The following is a 14844-nucleotide window of genomic DNA, read 5'->3' as shown; positions in this document are numbered from 1 at the left end:
CCGGCGTCGTTCCGGTCAGGCGGGGAGCTTGACGCGGCTCGGGCGAGGCCGGATCCGGCCGGTGCGGGCGGCCCGCCGCAGCAGGAGGATCGTGGGCACCATGCAGACCAGCAGCGCGAAAAGGCTGGCCTCGGGGCCGAAGGTGCCGCCGGTCAACGCGGACGGGCCGGACAGCGTGACGTTCAGCAGGCCCTCCGACGGTACGGCCGATCCGGAGACCGTGACACCGAAGATCCCGGCTTGGGTGAAGTTCCAGGCGAAGTGCAGGCCGATGGGCAGCCACAGCGAGCGGGTGGCGACGTAGGCGGCGGCCAGCATGACTCCGCCCGTCAAGGCGATCGCCAACGCGCCCCACAGGGTGGCGTGGGCGTTGACCAGATGCATCGCACCGAACAGCAACATGGATACGACCAGGGCGATCACCGTGCCGGTACGTTCCTCCATGATGCGGAACACCACCCCGCGGAACAGCAGTTCCTCGGTGACGGCGACGCTCGCCATCATGCCTGCGGTGCCGAGGAAGCCGCCGAGGGAACCCCAGGACACCTCCTGCCAGCCACCGAACACCGCGATCAGCACCATCAACCCGGCGAAGAGGCCGAACCCGAGCAGCGTCCCGCGCCGCAGCCGGGACCACCGGCCCGTCTTCGCGAGTTCGGGGATGTCCGGGCGGAGCTCGACGGCCCGGCACAACCAGTGGTAACAGGCCACAGCGGCGACGGCCAGGCCGACCCCCACCGGCAGGGCGAGGACAGGGATGGGCGAGACGAGTTGGTTTATCCCGCCCGTCACCACCATCACACCGAACAACGCGACCAGCAGGACGGGGAACCGGAACCTGCGCAACCGGCCGCGGCCCGTGGCGGGGCCGGCTTGCGGGAGGGTGCTTTCCGGGTGCTCCGTGGACGCCACGATCGCGATCCTTTCGATCAGGTTTCCGCGGTGTCTTCCGCGGCTTAAGAGAGGTTAGGGATCGGAGCCGGGCGTGCCATCCCCTTGGAACGGACATCGCGGTAGCTCTCATGGGGGATCACGGGGTTGAGGAACGAGCGGACAGCCATCGGCGCTGATAATGATCTTGCGCGGGAGTATGCGTCCGGCTTCGGCGTGTGATCGCTCTACCTGGGGATTCCGGCCCGTGGATGATGCGGTGGATGGTGGAGCGTCCGACGCTGTACTCGGTGGCCAGGTCGGCCGGGGACACCTCGCCCTCGGCGTGGCGGCGGCGGATGGAGCGCCGGGCGGGTTCAGGCGGCCCCGGCGACCTCAAGGAGGATCTTCAGCAGGTCGTCGGGCGCGTCACGCATGAGGTTGTGCCGGGCGGCGAGCGCGTGCGTCGTCCACGACGGGTCCTCGCTCAGCCGCCGGTAGACGGAGGCGAACGGCGACTCGCCGTCCCATTCGGTGGCGTACACGTAGTCCCTGCGCCGGAACCGCGTGAGGTCGCCGGCCAGCCGGATCGGCTGGAGCAGCGAGGCCAGGGGATGGGGCGTGGCGCGCGGGTCGAAGAACGGCAGCGGCCGTGTCGCGTACCCGGTCTCCGTCACGTCCAGGTACCACTCGCGCTCCCGGTCGGGGACGAGGTCCCAGCAGGAGTCGCCGTCCCCGGGCACGACGGCGTCCAGGTACACCAGGGAGTCCACCCGGTCCGGGACGCGGTCCGCCGCCCCGGTGACGACCATGCCGCCGTAGCTGTGGCCGACCAGCACCGCGTCGCGGATCTCCTCGGCCTCCAGCGCGGCGGTCACGTCCAGGATGTGCGTCTCCAGGTTCACCCCGGCGGTCAGCAGGTGGCCGCGCTCGCCGACTCCGGTCAGCGTCAGCGGGTACACCTCGTGGCCGTGCCGGCGCAGCCGCTCGGTGAGCGGCCGGTAGCTCCAGCCACCGTGGCACATGCCGGGGACGAGGACGAAGGTCGTCATGGTCGTGCTCCTTGAATCGGCTCGGGGGCCGGCGCGGGCCGCCGGTGTCTCCAAGCCTGGACGGCCCCGGAGCAGAAGTCCAACAGATGGTTCTGCTGTGATCTAGAATCAGCGGTTATGGAGCTGCGTCAGCTGGAGTACTTCGTCGCCGTCGCCGAGGAGCGGAGCTTCACCCGCGCCGCCGAGCGGGTGCACATCAGCCAGTCCGGCGTCAGCGCCCAGATCCGCCGGCTGGAGCGCGAGCTGGGCGCCGAGCTGTTCGACCGTTCGGCGCGCGTCGCCACCCTCACCGTCGCGGGCAAGGCCGCGCTCGAACACGCCCGCGCCGCGCTCGCCGCCGCCGGCGCGACCGGCCGGGCGGTGGGGGAGGTGACCGGCCTCGTCCGGGGACGGCTCAGCGCCGGGATGGTGGTCGGCTGCACCGTCACGCCGCTGTTCGAGGCGCTGGCCGCGTTCCACCGGGCCCACCCCGGCGTGGAGATCTCGCTGCTGGAGGACGGCTCCGACCGGCTCGTGGAGGGGGTGCGCACCGGCGCCCTCGACCTGGCCCTCGCCGGGACGGCCGCCCTCCCCGAGGGGCTGGAGACGCTGACGGTGGTCAGCGAGCGGCTCGTCGCGGCGGTCCCGGCGGACCACGCCCTGGCGGGACGGCCGCGGACGACCCTGGCCGAGCTGTGCGCGCACCCGCTCGTGTGCATGCCGCCCGGCACCGGCGTGCGCACCGTGTTCGACCGCGCCTGCGCCGCGCGGGGGCTCGAACCGGCGGTCACGCTGCAGGCGAGCGCCCCCGACGCCGTCGCCGACCTCGCCGCCCGCGGGCTGGCCGTCGCCGTACTCAGCGCCTCGATGACCGAACACCATCGCGACCGGCTCGTCACCCTGCCCCTCGACGACGTCGAGACGCCGGCCCTGCTCGTCCTGGTGTGGAAGAGCACGTCCAACCCCGCGGTGCGCGAGCTGCTCGCGCACGCCCGCCGGGCGTTCGCCGCTCCCGACGCCGGCTGACCTCCGTTCCCGCCGCCCGGACCGTCCCCGGCCGCGAAGTGGGTCCGGCCCCACCCGTCCGTGCGTCCAGGCCCACGCCGCGCCCGGGTAAGGGCCGGGCCAAGGACCCTCCGCGGCGGCGTTTCCGCACCTCGCCGCGATGATCCAGAGACCTACATTCGATCTGTTCCGGGCTTTTCACGGCCCGTTCTCCCACGTCATCCCGCCGGAACGAGGAGAGTTCAGGCATATTCGTCCGGATCGGCGGCAGGTACCGGTGGGCCGTCGCCGGGCTCGGGACGGACGACGCGGTGGCGGCACCGGACGGAGACGGACGAGGAGGTTCGCACATGACAGACACCACGGCCGGAACGGGGGCGACGAGACGGGAGATCGCCCTGCCGGGCACACTCCTGGGGGTCGGGCTCGGAGGGTTCGTCGACGGGATCCTCCTGCACCAGGTCCTGCAGTGGCACCACATGCTGACCAGCACGAACACCGACAACATCGGGGTGAGGTACTACCCTGCCGACACCGTCCCGGGCCTGCGGATGAACACGCTGTGGGACGGGTTCTTCCACGTGTTCTGCTGGCTGGCGGTGCTGGTGGGCCTGAGCCTGCTGCACGCGCGGGTCACCCACTCCCGGGGCCGGGTGTGGGGCTCACGGATGCTGTGGGGCTGGATCCTGTTCGGCTGGGGGCTGTTCAACCTCGTCGAGGGCATCATGGACCACCACATCCTGGGCATCCACCACGTCCGCACCGACGCCTACCAGACGTGGTGGGACATCGGCTTCCTGCTGCTGGGCGTGCTGCTGATGGTCGCCGGCTGGCTGCTGCAGCGCGGCGGCCCGACGGTGGACCTCTGCCGCGACACCCCGCGTACCACCACGGCGACGCCGTGAGCCCCGCCGTGAGCCTCGCCGTGCTCTCCGCCGCGATCCCCCCGGCGTACGAGGCGCCCGTCGCCGCGGGCCTCCTCACCCGGCGGGCCGGCGACGCCTCACTCCTGGCGCACGAGGCGCACCACGGCGGGCTCTCCGGCACGCTGCCGGTGGCGGGCGTCGCCGTACTGCTGGCGGCGTACCTGGCGGCGGCGTTGCGGCGGCGCGAGCCCAGGGGGTGGAGCCGGTGGCGCACGGCGGCCTTCACCGCCGGGGCCGTGCTGCTCGCCGCGGGCCTGACCGGGCCGGTCGCCGCGTTCGCCGAGACCGACTTCCGGGGGCACATGCTGCAGCACCTGCTCATCGCGATGCTCGCCCCGCTGGGGCTGGTGCTGGGCGCCCCGGTGACGCTGCTGCTGCGGTCGCTGCCCGCCGCCCGCGCGCGCCGCGTCACCGCCGTGCTGCGCAGCCGTCCCGCGCACGTGCTGACCGACCCCTGGGTGGCGTTCACGCTGAACGTCGGCGGCATGGCCGCGCTGTACTTCACCCCCCTGTACGGCATCGCCTGCGCCGACCCGCTGCTGCACCCGCTCGTCCACCTGCACTTCGTGCTGGCGGGCTTCCTGTTCACCTGGGTGATCGCCGGGCCGGACCCGGCGCCGCGGCGCCCCTCGGTGCCGAAGCGGCTGGTCGTGCTGGGCGTGTCGATCGCCGCGCACGCCACGCTGTCGCAACTGATGTACGCCGGGCTGTTCGTCGCCGTGACGGCCCCCGGGCCTGAGCTGCTGGGCGCCGCGGAGATCATGTACTACGGCGGCGACATCGCCGAGCTGCTGCTGGCCCTGGCGCTGGTGACGACCTGGCGGCCCACCCGGTCGCGCGTCGCCCCGCGGAACCGCCTCACCCCCGAACCGGCCGCGCCCGCCACCTCGGGGCCGTGAGCCCAAGGACCTCACGGGGGCGGGCTCCGCCTGCATGGTGCGCGGCGTCCCAGCGCCTCGATACGGCCCTCCTCACATCGCTGTCGGGTCTTGGGAAGGATTCGACCCCCGCCTGTCGGAGACCAGTGGTGTTCAGCGCAGGGTGAGCGGGGTCGAGGATGTGACGTGCGAGAGTTTCTCGGGGTTGCGGACGTAGTAGAGGCCGGTGATGCGGGCGTCCACGACACTGATCGCCATGACGCCGTCGATCTCACCGTCCAGGCGGACCAGAAGTGCCGGGCTGCCGTTGACCACGGCCGGTTCGGTGGTGAACGTGCCTTCGAACTTGCCCATGCCGCCGGCGAACATACGGGCCACCCGCTCGGCACCGGTGACCGGCCGCAGCGCGGCGTGCTTGAAGCCGCCGCCGTCGCTGATCAGGACGACCTGGGGGGCGAGCACCTCAAGGAGGGCCTGCGGGTCCCCGGATTCGACGGCGCGCCGGAACGACTCCAGGACCGCCCGGCCCTCGTTCGAGGAGACCACCCGGCGGGGGCGCCGGGCATCGACGTGCCGGCGGGCGCGGTGCGCGATCTGGCGAACGGCCACGGGAGTCTTGCCCACGGCGGCCGCGATCTCCTCGTAGCCGATGTCGAACACCTCGCGCAGCACGAAGACGGCCCGCTCGGTCGGTGACAGCGTCTCCAGGACGAGCATGAGCGCCATCGACACGCTCTCGGCGAGCTCGACGTCCTCGGCCACGTCCGGCGCGGTGAGCAGCGGCTCGGGCAGCCAGGAACCGACGTATGCCTCCCGATGGCGCTTGATGGTGCGCAGCCGGTTGAGCGCCTGGCGGGTGATGATCCGGACCAGGAAGGCGCGCTGGTCGCGTACCTGGTCCTGGTCGGCCTTGACCCATTGCAGCCAGGTCTCCTGCAGGACGTCTTCGGCGTCGGCCGCCGATCCGAGCACCTCGTAGGCGACGGTGAAGAGCAGGTTGCGATGGGCGAGGAACGCCTCGGTCGCCGGGTCGGTCGCGTCACCGCTCAACTCTCGTCCCATCTCCCCGTCCTTCGCGGTCGTCGGTCCCGGCGGCCGACCGCGTCCGCGTGCGTCCACCGCGGGATCCTCACAGCACGCACCGGTCAGGCTGCCCGGCCGGCGGCGGCCGGTGCCTCGGCGCGGTGGGCGCGCAGCAACCGCCGGCGCTTGGCGACACCTCCCCGCATGCGGTGCAGGCTGAACGAACCGGGCTTGCGCGCCTCTCCCGCCAGGTGCTCGGGGATGCCCTTGCAGACCACTTCCTTGATCCTGGCCCCCGGGCCGCCGCCGATGTGCAGCCACACGGCGACGTCGGACCTGTTGGCGAACTGGTAGATGCCCGCCCTTCGGCCCAGGCTGATGCACTGGGCGTACATCGACTGGTGGAGGTTCTCCGGCTGCTCACCCGCGAGCCGGCTGAGCACCGTGTCGGCGGCCCGCGCGCCCAGCGGCGTCGCGTTCAGGCAGCTCATCCGCAGCGGCAGGCCGGACGGCGCCGCCGAGTCCCCGGCCGCGACGATGCGCGCGTCGTCCACGCTCGCCAGCGTCTCGTCCGTGAGCAGCCGGCCCACGGCGTCGGTGCTCAGCCCGCTGCGCGCGGCCAGGTCGGGAACGCCGAAGCCGACGGTCCAGACGGTGACCTCGCTCGGCAGCTCACGGCCGTCGGCGAGCCGCACGGCGTCGCGGGTCACCACCGTCACCTTCGAGCCGAAGCCCTCGACGACCGCCACACCGAGTTCGGCCAGCCGTTTCGCAACCGAGCGCCGGCCCCGGCTGTGCAGGTACGGACCGAGAACGCCGCCGCAGACCAGGGTCACCCTGCGGCCCTGTTCCGCCAGCTCGGCGGCGGTCTCGATGCCGGTGGGACCGGCGCCGACCACCGTCACAGGGGCCGTCGCGGGCGTGGCGTCGATGACCGCACGCAGCCGCTGTGCCTCCTCCAGGGTGGCCATCGGGTAGGCGAACTCCGCCGCCCCGGGTACGCCCGGTTCGGCGCTGCCGCTGCCCACGGCGTAGATCAGGTAGTCGTAGGCGAGCGTGCCGCCGGTCGCGAGCGTCACGCTGCGCTCGGCCGCGTCGATCCGGGTCACGGTGTCGACCACCAGCCGGACACGCCGGGCCAGGACGGCCTGGTAGGCGACGACCGCGTCGTCGGACCCGCCCACCAGCTGGTGCAGGCGGACCCGGTGGACAAGCTCCGGGCGCGGGTTGATCAGCGTCACGGTCACGTCGTCGCGCTGCGTCAGCCGGTTCGCGGCCATCACGCCCGCGTAGCCGCCGCCGATCACGACCACATGCGTGTTCCCGGTCATGGTGCCTCCTCGGTTTCCAGGTGTTCGGCCTTAAGTCACCGCGTCCTCGGCCGCTGTGACAGGGTGTGAGTCAGATCACCCCACGGAGGCTCGGCTGGAGCCGGGATCGCATCGGCTCGCCAGGTTGGGGCCGACCGCGGTTGTGAGCGGCGTGTCAGGACGAGGGCCGACCGAGCTCGGCCGGGCGGGTGGTGGCCGTCGCCACGGCGACTCCTCGTCGTCAGGGCTGAGCAGGCGGGGACGCGCAGGCGGCGTCGAGGCGCTCGAACGGGCCTGGACCGTCGTGCGGCTTCGGCGGGGCGCCGAGGTGGCGGACGCGAAGCTCGTCCATGAGCTCCTCGATGAACGCCGGACCCTCATCGCGCATGAGCCGCTGCCGGCTCCGGAGCTCGTCGCTGCCCGGGCGCCAGTCGAGGCCCCAGTTGCCGAGAGCGTAGATGATCGGCAGTGTCTGGATGCCGGCTTCGGTGAGGCTGAAGCGCGCGCGCTGCCCGCGGCCCGCGGCGCCGCGGGTGAGGAGCCCCGCATCGATGAGCCGCTTGAGGCGGTCGGCGAGGATGTTCGAGGCGATGCCCTCGATCGACCCGGTGAGCAGCGCGCGGAAGTATCGGCGGTCGCCGAAGATGACGTCGCGCAGCACGAGCAACGACCAGCGATCCCCGAGCACCTCGACGGCGGCGTTGATCGGACACCCGGACCGTGGTTCCACGATTCCTCCTTGACGGGTATTTCGCTCCCAATATAGTGGTTGCAGAATGCAATCACTTTTGGGAAGAGGAGCCGATGGGCCGCTTCGTTTACTCGATGCAGGTGTCCCTCGACCTGCGGATCGAGCAGGTCCCGGGGGACGGTGGTGCCGGTGAGTGGCTGCGCATCGACGAGGAACTGCACCGCGAGGCCAACGCGCGGACGCGGGCGCTCGCGCTCATGGTCCACGGCCGGGTCTACTACGAGGTCATGGAGGAGTACTGGCCACGGGCGAGCGAGGACGCGTCGCTGCCGGATGTCATGCGTGAGTACGGCGAGATCTGGACCGCCAAGCCCAAGGTGCTCGTCTCCCGCACGCGCCGCAGCGCCGATCACAACACCCGGATCATCGGTGGAGACGACGCGATCGAGCAGCTCGCCGCCCTGCGGGCCGAGACCGACGGCGGCATCAGCGTGGGCGGCGCGGCGCTTGCGACGCAGCTGCTCCGGGCGGGGCTTCTCGACGAGCTGCTGCTCTTCACCCATCCCGCGATCCTCGGCTTCGGCCGGCCGCTGTTCGACGACTACGACCTGCCGATCGATCTCGACCTGCTGGAGCAGCGATCGTTCGAGCAGGGCGTCACGATGCATCGCTACGCCATCCTGGATGCGAAGGAGGCGGGCTCGTGCTGAGGCGGGTCGCGGAGGGTGTGTGGGTCCACGAGAGCGGGTTCGTGCAGAGCAACGCCGTTGCGGTGCGGGGCCGGGCCGGTGTGTTGCTCATCGACCCCGGGGTGACCGGCTCCGAGATCGACTGCCTCGCCAACGACCTTCGCGAGTTGGGTCAGCCCGTTGTGGCGGGGTTTTCCACGCATCCGGATTGGGATCACCTGCTCTGGCACGCCAAGCTCGGCGAGGCGCCCCGTTACGGCACGGCGCGCTGCGCGGCCACTGTCCGAGATCAGCTGTCGGACGCAGGTGCGAAGGCCCGCATCGCCGCCCACCTGCTGGAGACGGAAATCGCCGGGCAGGTACCGCTGGACCTGTTCGGCCTCATCACCGGCCTGCCCGCCGGAACCGCGCAGATTCCCTGGGACGGCCCCGGGATCCGGATCATCGAGCATCAGGCTCATGCCCCGGGCCATGCGGCGCTGCTGATCGAGGAACGCGGGGTTCTCGTCGCCGGCGACATGCTTTCCGACGTCTTGATTCCGATGCTCGACGTGGACGGCACCGCTGACCCGATCGAGGACTACCTCGCCGCACTGCGACTGCTGGAGGGCGTGGCGGGCGGCGTTGACGTCGTCGTCCCGGGCCACGGTTCCGTCGGCGGATCCGACCAGGTACAGGCACGGATCGACCAGGACCGCGCGTACGTGCTCGCGTTGCGGAACGGTCAAGCCCCCACCGACCCACGGGTCGGCCCATCGGCCAAGCCCGGCTGGGAGTGGGTGAGCGACGTGCACGAAGGGCAGCTCCAACGCCTCGCCCGGAGAAGCGAGCGCGACGGGACGCCCCGCTAGCGATCGGTGCGCGACACAGCCGGCGCACGCGGGCCGGCTCAAGCTTCTCACCACATGAGAGGGGAGATGGCGGAGCGGATGTGGCATGGCCCTGGTCAGCGACGATGGATCCGCGTTCGATGTGCCGGTGGATGAGGATGCCGCGGCCGCCCGCGCCTGTCGTTCTCGAACACCGGGTCCTCCCACGCGCCGGCGGTGCCACGCTGCTCAGGCACCGTGGTGCCGCGCGGGTAGCAGGCGGTGTCGCCCGCCCTCCGGCCGCAAGCGGCGCGCCCCGTCGGCGCCCTTCCGCGTCACGCCTCCGGGCCCGCCCAGGCCATGGTCCCCAGCGAATCCGGCGGTTCCGGCTCACGGGCCGGAGGGCCGGACGCCGGAGCGGCGGGGACACCGGCCGCCCCGGCGTCCGGGTGGACGGGGAACACCTGGTCGAGGCCGATGACGCCCAGAACGCGCAGGGTGGGGGCGGGGACGGCCGCCAGCGCGATGTCGGCTCCGGCGTCCAGCGCGACGTTGCGGGCGGCCAGGAGGGCGGTGATCCCGGTGGAGTCGCAGAACGTCAGCCCGCCCAGGTCGATGACCAGCCGTTGCCCGGGACGCAGGACGAGACGCCGGAGTACGTCGTGGAACCCCTCGACGGTGGTGAAATCGAGTTCCCCCGTCACCTCCAGGACCGTGCCGGCCGGGAAGCCGCGGACGTCGACGGTCAGGGCGGTCACGCCGGTTTCCCGGCCGCGCCGGACGCGGGCACGCCGAAGGCCATGGTCGCGGTGTCGTCGTCCAGGCCGTCGCCGAAACCGTGCAGCAGGCCGGTGACCGCGGTGATCGTGTCCTTGGCGGTCGCGGGGGCCAGCCGGGCGGCGAAGTCGAGCAGCGCCCCGTCGCCGAAGAGGGCACGGCCGGAATCGACGCGGGCCTCGGTGAGACCGTCGGTGTACATCAGCACGGTGTCGCCGGGGGAGAGCACCGTGCTGGTGCGGGTGAACGGCGGGTGGGGCAGCACGCCGACGAGCACGCCGCCCGGGGTGGGCAGGTACTCGGCGCCGCCGCCGGCCCGCAGCAGCAGCGCCGGGGGGTGCCCTCCGCTGGCCAGGGTGAGGGTGAAGCCCTCCCCCTCCGGTTCGAGGACCCCGAACACGACCGTGCAGAAGCGGGGCTCGCGGCCGGTGTAGCGCTCCAGCAGGACGGTGTTGAGCGTGGTCAGCACCGTGACCGGGTCGGGGTCGTGGATCGCCGCGGCGCGCAGGGAGTATCGGGTCAGCGAGGTCATCGCCGCCGCGGCCGGGCCCTTGCCGCACACGTCACCGAGGAAGAAGCCCCAGCGCCCGTCGCCCAGGGAGAACAGGTCGTAGAAGTCGCCGCCCAGACGGTCGGGGGAGGCGGTGTGGTAGTGCGCGGAGGTCTCCAGGCCGGGGATCTCCGGCAGGACGGGGGGCAGCAGACTGCGCTGGAGGGTCACGAGGACGTTCTGGAGCCGCTCGCGCTCCCGCTCGGCCCGGAGGCGGGCCTCCTCGGCCTCCCGCCGGGCCTCCTCGGCCTCCTTGCGGGCCCGCAGGAGCTCGGACTCGTAGGCGCGGCGGTCGCGGGCGTCGAAGACGCTGGTGCGGATCAGCAGGGGCTGCCCGTCGGTGCCGGTCTTGACGGCGGAGGTGACGAGGACCGGCAGGCGGGAGCCGTCGGCGGCCCTGAGGTCGAAGGCGATGCCGCTGATCTCCCCCCGCATGCGCAGCAGGGGGGCGTAGTGGGTCTCGTGGTAGAGCCTGCCGCCGACGGTGAGCAGGTCGGTGAAGCTCATGCGGCCCACCACCTGCTCACGGGTGTATCCGAGCCAGGCGAGCAAGGTGGAGTTGATCTTGGCTATCTTCCCGTCCAGGAGGGTGGAGAGATAGCCGCACGGAGCGTTCTCGTACAGGTCCACGGCGCTGTCCTCCAGGAGGGCCGTGAAGGCCGCGTCCTGTGTCAGGCTACCGTCGCCGCCGGCCCGCTCCGGTTCCTGCTCCTGCTCGGTGCGGCACATCACGGGGCGGCGCCGGTGAAGGAGAGGATGGCCTGCGCGGTCGCCTCGGGGGCGCTCAGCTGCGGGCAGTGACCGGTGGCGTCGAGGGTGACCAGCGTGCTGCCGGGGATCGCCGCGTGGACGTAGGCGCCGACCTCGCGCGGGGCGATGAAGTCCTGCGTGCACTCCAGGATCAGGGTCGGGACGGCGACCGCCGCCAGGTCGGCGCGGTTGTCGGACAGGAACGTGGCGTGGGCGAAGACGCGGGCGACGTCGGGGTCGGTGGCGCAGAAGCTGTTGGTCAGTTCCTGACCCAGCTCCGGGCGGTCGGGGTTTCCCATGATCAGCGGAGCCATCGTCGCCGACCAGCCCAGATAGTTGGCGTCCAGGGACTCCAGCAGCTCCTCGATGTCGGCCTTGCTGAACCCGCCGCGGTAGTCGCCGTCGTCGATGTAACGGGGGGAGGGGGTGACCAGGACGAGGCGGGCGAACCGGCCGGGTTCCCGCGCCGCGGCCAGTACGCCGATCATCGAGCTGACCGAGTGGCCCACGAACGTCACGTCCCGCAGGTCCAACTCCCGGCAGATCTCCACGACGTCCCGGGCGTAACCGTCCAGCGACGCGTACCGCTCCTCGCTCCACGCCGACAGGTCGGAGCGGCCCGCCCCCACGTAGTCGAACAGCACCACCTCGAAGTGCTCGGCGAGGGCGGGCACGACCAGCCGCCACATGTTCTGGTCGCAGCCGAACCCGTGCGCCAGCATGACCACCGGCGCGCCCCTCTGTCCGGTCACCGTCACATTGTTCCGTTTTGCAACGTTCACGCCGTTCATCCTCTCACCGCCCCACCTCTGCTCCGCGAGGTGCGTCGGGATCGGATCAGCGGGGCAGGTCGAGGCCGAAGGCCAGCAGCGTGAAGGAGGGGAGGGGCTGCCAGTCGCGCTCGGGGAGGCGGCGGAAGCCCTCCGAGAGGTACAGCCCCTGGGCGGCCGTCATCGACGACTGCGTCGACAGCAGCAGGAGCCGGACGCCCCGGCGGGCCGCGAGGTCGGTGACGGCCCGCACCAGCGCGCGGCCGACGCCCCGCCCCCGGGCGTCCGGCGCCACGGCCAGCGCCCTGATCTCACCCTCCGCGGGGTCGCGTGCCACCTCGCTGCCCTCGTGCCGGGGCTCGAACATGACCGTGCCCAGCAGCCGGTCCTCCTCCACCGCGACCAGCACCTCGCCGGGGCCGTCGCCGGCGCCCAGGGCGCGCAGGGTGGCGGCGTAGCCGGGGCTGACGTCCAGCAGCCGCTGCGCCTCGTAGGCCGCGACCCGGAGCTCTCCGGTGCTCGCCATCTCCTCGGGGCGGGCGTCACGCACGATCATGCGGACATCCAACCACCGTGCTCCGCGGACGGCGAACCGGGCCCGCCCTCGTTCCACGGCGCCGCGCCGTCCGGGGGTGATGGCAGGTTCCCGACCGGCCGCGGTGAGATCCCCGGCCAGGCGGCCGCCTACGTGGCGCGCCTGGTCGACATGCCGGCCTCCGAGCCGGGGTCGTATGAGTAGGGCGGCCGGACGATCAAGGCGCACCGGGCGGATATCCGCGAGTGTTTCGGCTCACCGCAGCGGCTTGGTCTCGTTGGCCGACCCGGCCGGCGTGCCGCAGAACACTTCCTCGACCAGCCCGTCCAGCAGCTTCTGGAAGTCCTTCACCGGCCCCCGGGTGGCCGAGTCGACCCAGGTCACCGAGCCGGTCAGGGTCGTCTTGCCATCGGGCGAGCTGTACATCAGCGCGCCGTAGCCGTGGGGCGGGCTGCCGTTGTGCTGGTAGACGGTGCCGCAGTTCGGGCCCAGGTCCTGGGCGAACACCCCGAGGCCGTAGCCGAGCTTCCCGTACGGCTCGCGCATCTCGGCCAGCAGCTCGGCCGGCAGCAGCCTGCCGCCGTTCAGCGCGGAGAAGAACGTGGTCAGATCCTGGGTGGTGGAGATCAGGTCACCGGCGCCGACCAGCAGGGACAGGTTCTGACGGGAGATGTCGACCGTCGTGCCCTGGTAGCTGTAGTAGGCGTGGGCGTGCGGCCCGGGCAGCTGTGTCCGGTTGCCCGCGGTCCTGGTGGCCGACATCCCGAGCGGTCCCAGGATCCGTCGCTGCAGCTGTTCGTCGTAGGAGCGGCCGGTGACCTTCTCGATCAGCAGCAGGACGAGCGTGTAGTTGGTGTTGGAGTAGTTCTGGTCCGTGCCCGGCTCGAACCGCGCCGGCTTGGACAACGCCAGCCGTACCAGCTCCTCCGGCCGGTAGCTGTGGAACCGGTTGTTCAGCCATGCGTCGCCGGCGGCGGGGATCCCCGGCACGAACCTGCCGTCGTCGTAGTACTCGCCGGTGTAGTTGAACAACCCGCTGGTGTGCTGCAGCAGCATCCGCACCGTGATCCGCCGGTCCAGCCCGAACTCGGGCAGGTAGCCGGCCACCGGATCGTCCAGTCCGATCCTGCCCTCGGCCACCAGCTGCAGCACCAGGGTCGCGGAGAAGGTCTTGACGACGCTGCCTGTCCAGAACCGCCCGTTCGTCGGCGGCTTCGCGGCCGCGCCCAGCTCGCGCACTCCGGTGCCGGCGACCCACTCGCCCCGCCGGTCGTTCACGCGCAACTGCACCCCGGTGAAACCGGCATCGACGAACGCCTGCATGGCCTTCTGCAGCTCCGGACGGTCCTGCCTGGCGGCCGCTGTCGGCACGGTCACGCCGCTGTCCGCGATGGCCGATCCGGGGGTGGCCGTTCCGGCCAGCAGCGCGGCGGCCAGCGCTGTGACGGCTACGCGCCGCGGCGCCTTGGTCGCTGATGTGAGTTGGGTTCTCATCGTTCCTCGTCTTCGGTGTCGTGCCCGGGCGAACGGCTCGCCGGGCGATGCGGGGATGGGAGGCCGGGTGCCGGTGGGCGGCCGCGTGTCCCGTCAGCTCGCCTACCGGCAGGTACGTCCCCGGGGGTGTTTCCGGTGCTCGGCCCCGGTTATTGAGCCGGTCCGGCCTGGCCGCGGCCGAACACCTCGGCGACGAGCCGCTGCGTCGCCTGCTGGAACGCCGCCGCCATGGACATGGCGGCGTCGTCGACGTAGTTCAGCGCGGCTGTCAGGGTCGTGCGGCCGTCGGGCGTGCTGTACATCAGCGCCGCGTGGCCGGCCATGCCGCCGTTGTGGGTGATGACGGTGCCGCCGCCCGGCGTCGGCTGCACGAACACGCCCAGGCCGTAGCCGGCCTTGGACTCCGGCGTGCACATCTCGGTCAGCAGCTCGGCCGGCAGCAGCCTGCCGCCCACCAGTGCGGTGATGAACGTCTGCAGGTCCCGGGTGGTGGAGATCATGTCGCCGCCGCTGGAGATCCAGGAGGGGTTGTGCCGGGTGACGTCGACCGTCTTCTGCTCGCCGTCCTCCTCGTAGCGGTAGTAGGCGTGCGCGTGCGGGGCGGGGATGTCCTGCTCGGTGGCCGGCTGGAGGGTGCCCGTCAGGCCGAGCGGCTCCAGGATGAGGCGCCGCATCTCCTCGGCGACCGGGCGGCCGGTGACCTTCTCGATCAGCAGCCGGGCCAGCACGTAGTTGG

The 14844-nt window shown here is 72.0% G+C and carries 16 protein-coding genes; 5 read left to right on the top strand and 11 right to left on the bottom strand.

What is annotated here, in order from left to right; all coding sequences use genetic code 11:
• Nucleotides 1-15 precede the first annotated feature (15 nt).
• Both IEZ10_RS35625 and IEZ10_RS35620 read right to left on the bottom strand, forming a co-directional pair.
• Complete coding sequence (locus IEZ10_RS35625; protein ID WP_229811983.1) at nucleotides 16-912, bottom strand: CPBP family intramembrane glutamic endopeptidase; 897 nt, start codon at nucleotides 910-912, stop codon at nucleotides 16-18.
• Between the two features lie 335 nt (nucleotides 913-1247).
• Nucleotides 1248-1922: an alpha/beta fold hydrolase gene (locus IEZ10_RS35620; protein ID WP_189250923.1), complete on the bottom strand. Its 675-nt coding sequence runs from the start codon at nucleotides 1920-1922 to the stop codon at nucleotides 1248-1250.
• Nucleotides 1923-2039: 117 nt separating this feature from the next.
• Here IEZ10_RS35620 and IEZ10_RS35615 point away from each other — a divergent pair, with 117 nt between their 5' ends.
• The 3 genes from IEZ10_RS35615 to IEZ10_RS35605 all read left to right on the top strand — a co-directional run bounded on the left by IEZ10_RS35615 (nucleotide 2040) and on the right by IEZ10_RS35605 (nucleotide 4731).
• Nucleotides 2040-2927 (top strand): LysR family transcriptional regulator, encoded by an 888-nt coding sequence (locus IEZ10_RS35615; RefSeq protein WP_189250922.1) that lies wholly within the window; start codon nucleotides 2040-2042, stop codon nucleotides 2925-2927.
• A 329-nt stretch (nucleotides 2928-3256) separates the two neighbouring features.
• Nucleotides 3257-3811: a DUF2243 domain-containing protein gene (locus IEZ10_RS35610; RefSeq protein WP_189250921.1), complete on the top strand. Its 555-nt coding sequence runs from the start codon at nucleotides 3257-3259 to the stop codon at nucleotides 3809-3811.
• Nucleotides 3808-4731: a cytochrome c oxidase assembly protein gene (locus IEZ10_RS35605; RefSeq protein ID WP_229811982.1), complete on the top strand. Its 924-nt coding sequence runs from the start codon at nucleotides 3808-3810 to the stop codon at nucleotides 4729-4731. The genes IEZ10_RS35610 and IEZ10_RS35605 overlap by 4 nt, the downstream gene beginning before the upstream one ends.
• 132 nt (nucleotides 4732-4863) lie before the next feature.
• On the opposite strand, the gene IEZ10_RS35600 is transcribed toward IEZ10_RS35605, so the two are convergent.
• From IEZ10_RS35600 to IEZ10_RS35590, 3 genes are all read right to left on the bottom strand, one after another.
• Complete coding sequence (locus IEZ10_RS35600) at nucleotides 4864-5772, bottom strand: RNA polymerase sigma-70 factor (RefSeq protein ID WP_189250920.1); 909 nt, start codon at nucleotides 5770-5772, stop codon at nucleotides 4864-4866.
• Nucleotides 5773-5855: 83 nt separating this feature from the next.
• The gene (locus tag IEZ10_RS35595; RefSeq protein ID WP_189250919.1) at nucleotides 5856-7064 is read right to left on the bottom strand and encodes an NAD(P)/FAD-dependent oxidoreductase; all 1209 of its coding nucleotides are present in this window, start codon (nucleotides 7062-7064) and stop codon (nucleotides 5856-5858) included.
• Between the two features lie 220 nt (nucleotides 7065-7284).
• On the bottom strand, nucleotides 7285-7773 hold the full coding sequence (locus IEZ10_RS35590) for a winged helix-turn-helix transcriptional regulator (RefSeq protein ID WP_189250918.1): 489 nt from the start codon (nucleotides 7771-7773) through the stop codon (nucleotides 7285-7287).
• Between the two features lie 74 nt (nucleotides 7774-7847).
• On the opposite strand from IEZ10_RS35590, the gene IEZ10_RS35585 reads away from it, so the two are divergent.
• Nucleotides 7848-8444 (top strand): dihydrofolate reductase family protein, encoded by a 597-nt coding sequence (locus tag IEZ10_RS35585; RefSeq protein ID WP_189250917.1) that lies wholly within the window; start codon nucleotides 7848-7850, stop codon nucleotides 8442-8444.
• Complete coding sequence (locus IEZ10_RS35580) at nucleotides 8438-9274, top strand: MBL fold metallo-hydrolase (protein WP_189250916.1); 837 nt, start codon at nucleotides 8438-8440, stop codon at nucleotides 9272-9274. The genes IEZ10_RS35585 and IEZ10_RS35580 overlap by 7 nt, the downstream gene beginning before the upstream one ends.
• Before the next feature lie 293 nt (nucleotides 9275-9567).
• Here the strand turns inward: IEZ10_RS35580 and IEZ10_RS35575 are convergent, their stop codons facing one another.
• From IEZ10_RS35575 to IEZ10_RS35550, 6 genes are all read right to left on the bottom strand, one after another.
• Nucleotides 9568-9990, bottom strand: coding sequence for an STAS domain-containing protein (locus tag IEZ10_RS35575; RefSeq protein ID WP_189250915.1), 423 nt, complete (start codon nucleotides 9988-9990; stop codon nucleotides 9568-9570).
• Nucleotides 9987-11288, bottom strand: a complete 1302-nt coding sequence (locus IEZ10_RS35570) for a SpoIIE family protein phosphatase (RefSeq protein ID WP_189250914.1) — start codon at nucleotides 11286-11288, stop codon at nucleotides 9987-9989. Before IEZ10_RS35570 ends, IEZ10_RS35575 begins: the two co-directional genes overlap by 4 nt.
• Nucleotides 11288-12061: an alpha/beta fold hydrolase gene (locus tag IEZ10_RS35565; protein ID WP_308426336.1), complete on the bottom strand. Its 774-nt coding sequence runs from the start codon at nucleotides 12059-12061 to the stop codon at nucleotides 11288-11290. Before IEZ10_RS35565 ends, IEZ10_RS35570 begins: the two co-directional genes overlap by 1 nt.
• An 85-nt stretch (nucleotides 12062-12146) precedes the next feature.
• Nucleotides 12147-12635: a GNAT family N-acetyltransferase gene (locus IEZ10_RS35560; protein WP_189250912.1), complete on the bottom strand. Its 489-nt coding sequence runs from the start codon at nucleotides 12633-12635 to the stop codon at nucleotides 12147-12149.
• A gap of 234 nt (nucleotides 12636-12869) precedes the next feature.
• A complete protein-coding gene (locus tag IEZ10_RS35555; RefSeq protein ID WP_189250911.1) occupies nucleotides 12870-14108 on the bottom strand; it encodes a serine hydrolase domain-containing protein in 1239 nt (412 codons plus the stop codon).
• Nucleotides 14109-14257: 149 nt separating this feature from the next.
• The coding region (locus IEZ10_RS35550; RefSeq protein WP_189250910.1) for a serine hydrolase domain-containing protein at nucleotides 14258-14844 on the bottom strand (587 nt) is incomplete at its 5' end.

Source organism: Streptosporangium pseudovulgare (genome assembly GCF_014648055.1).
Classification (GTDB): domain Bacteria; phylum Actinomycetota; class Actinomycetes; order Streptosporangiales; family Streptosporangiaceae; genus Streptosporangium; species Streptosporangium pseudovulgare.
The sequence above is the reverse complement of the archived record's forward strand: the minus strand, read 5'-3'. Positions and strand labels throughout refer to the sequence as shown.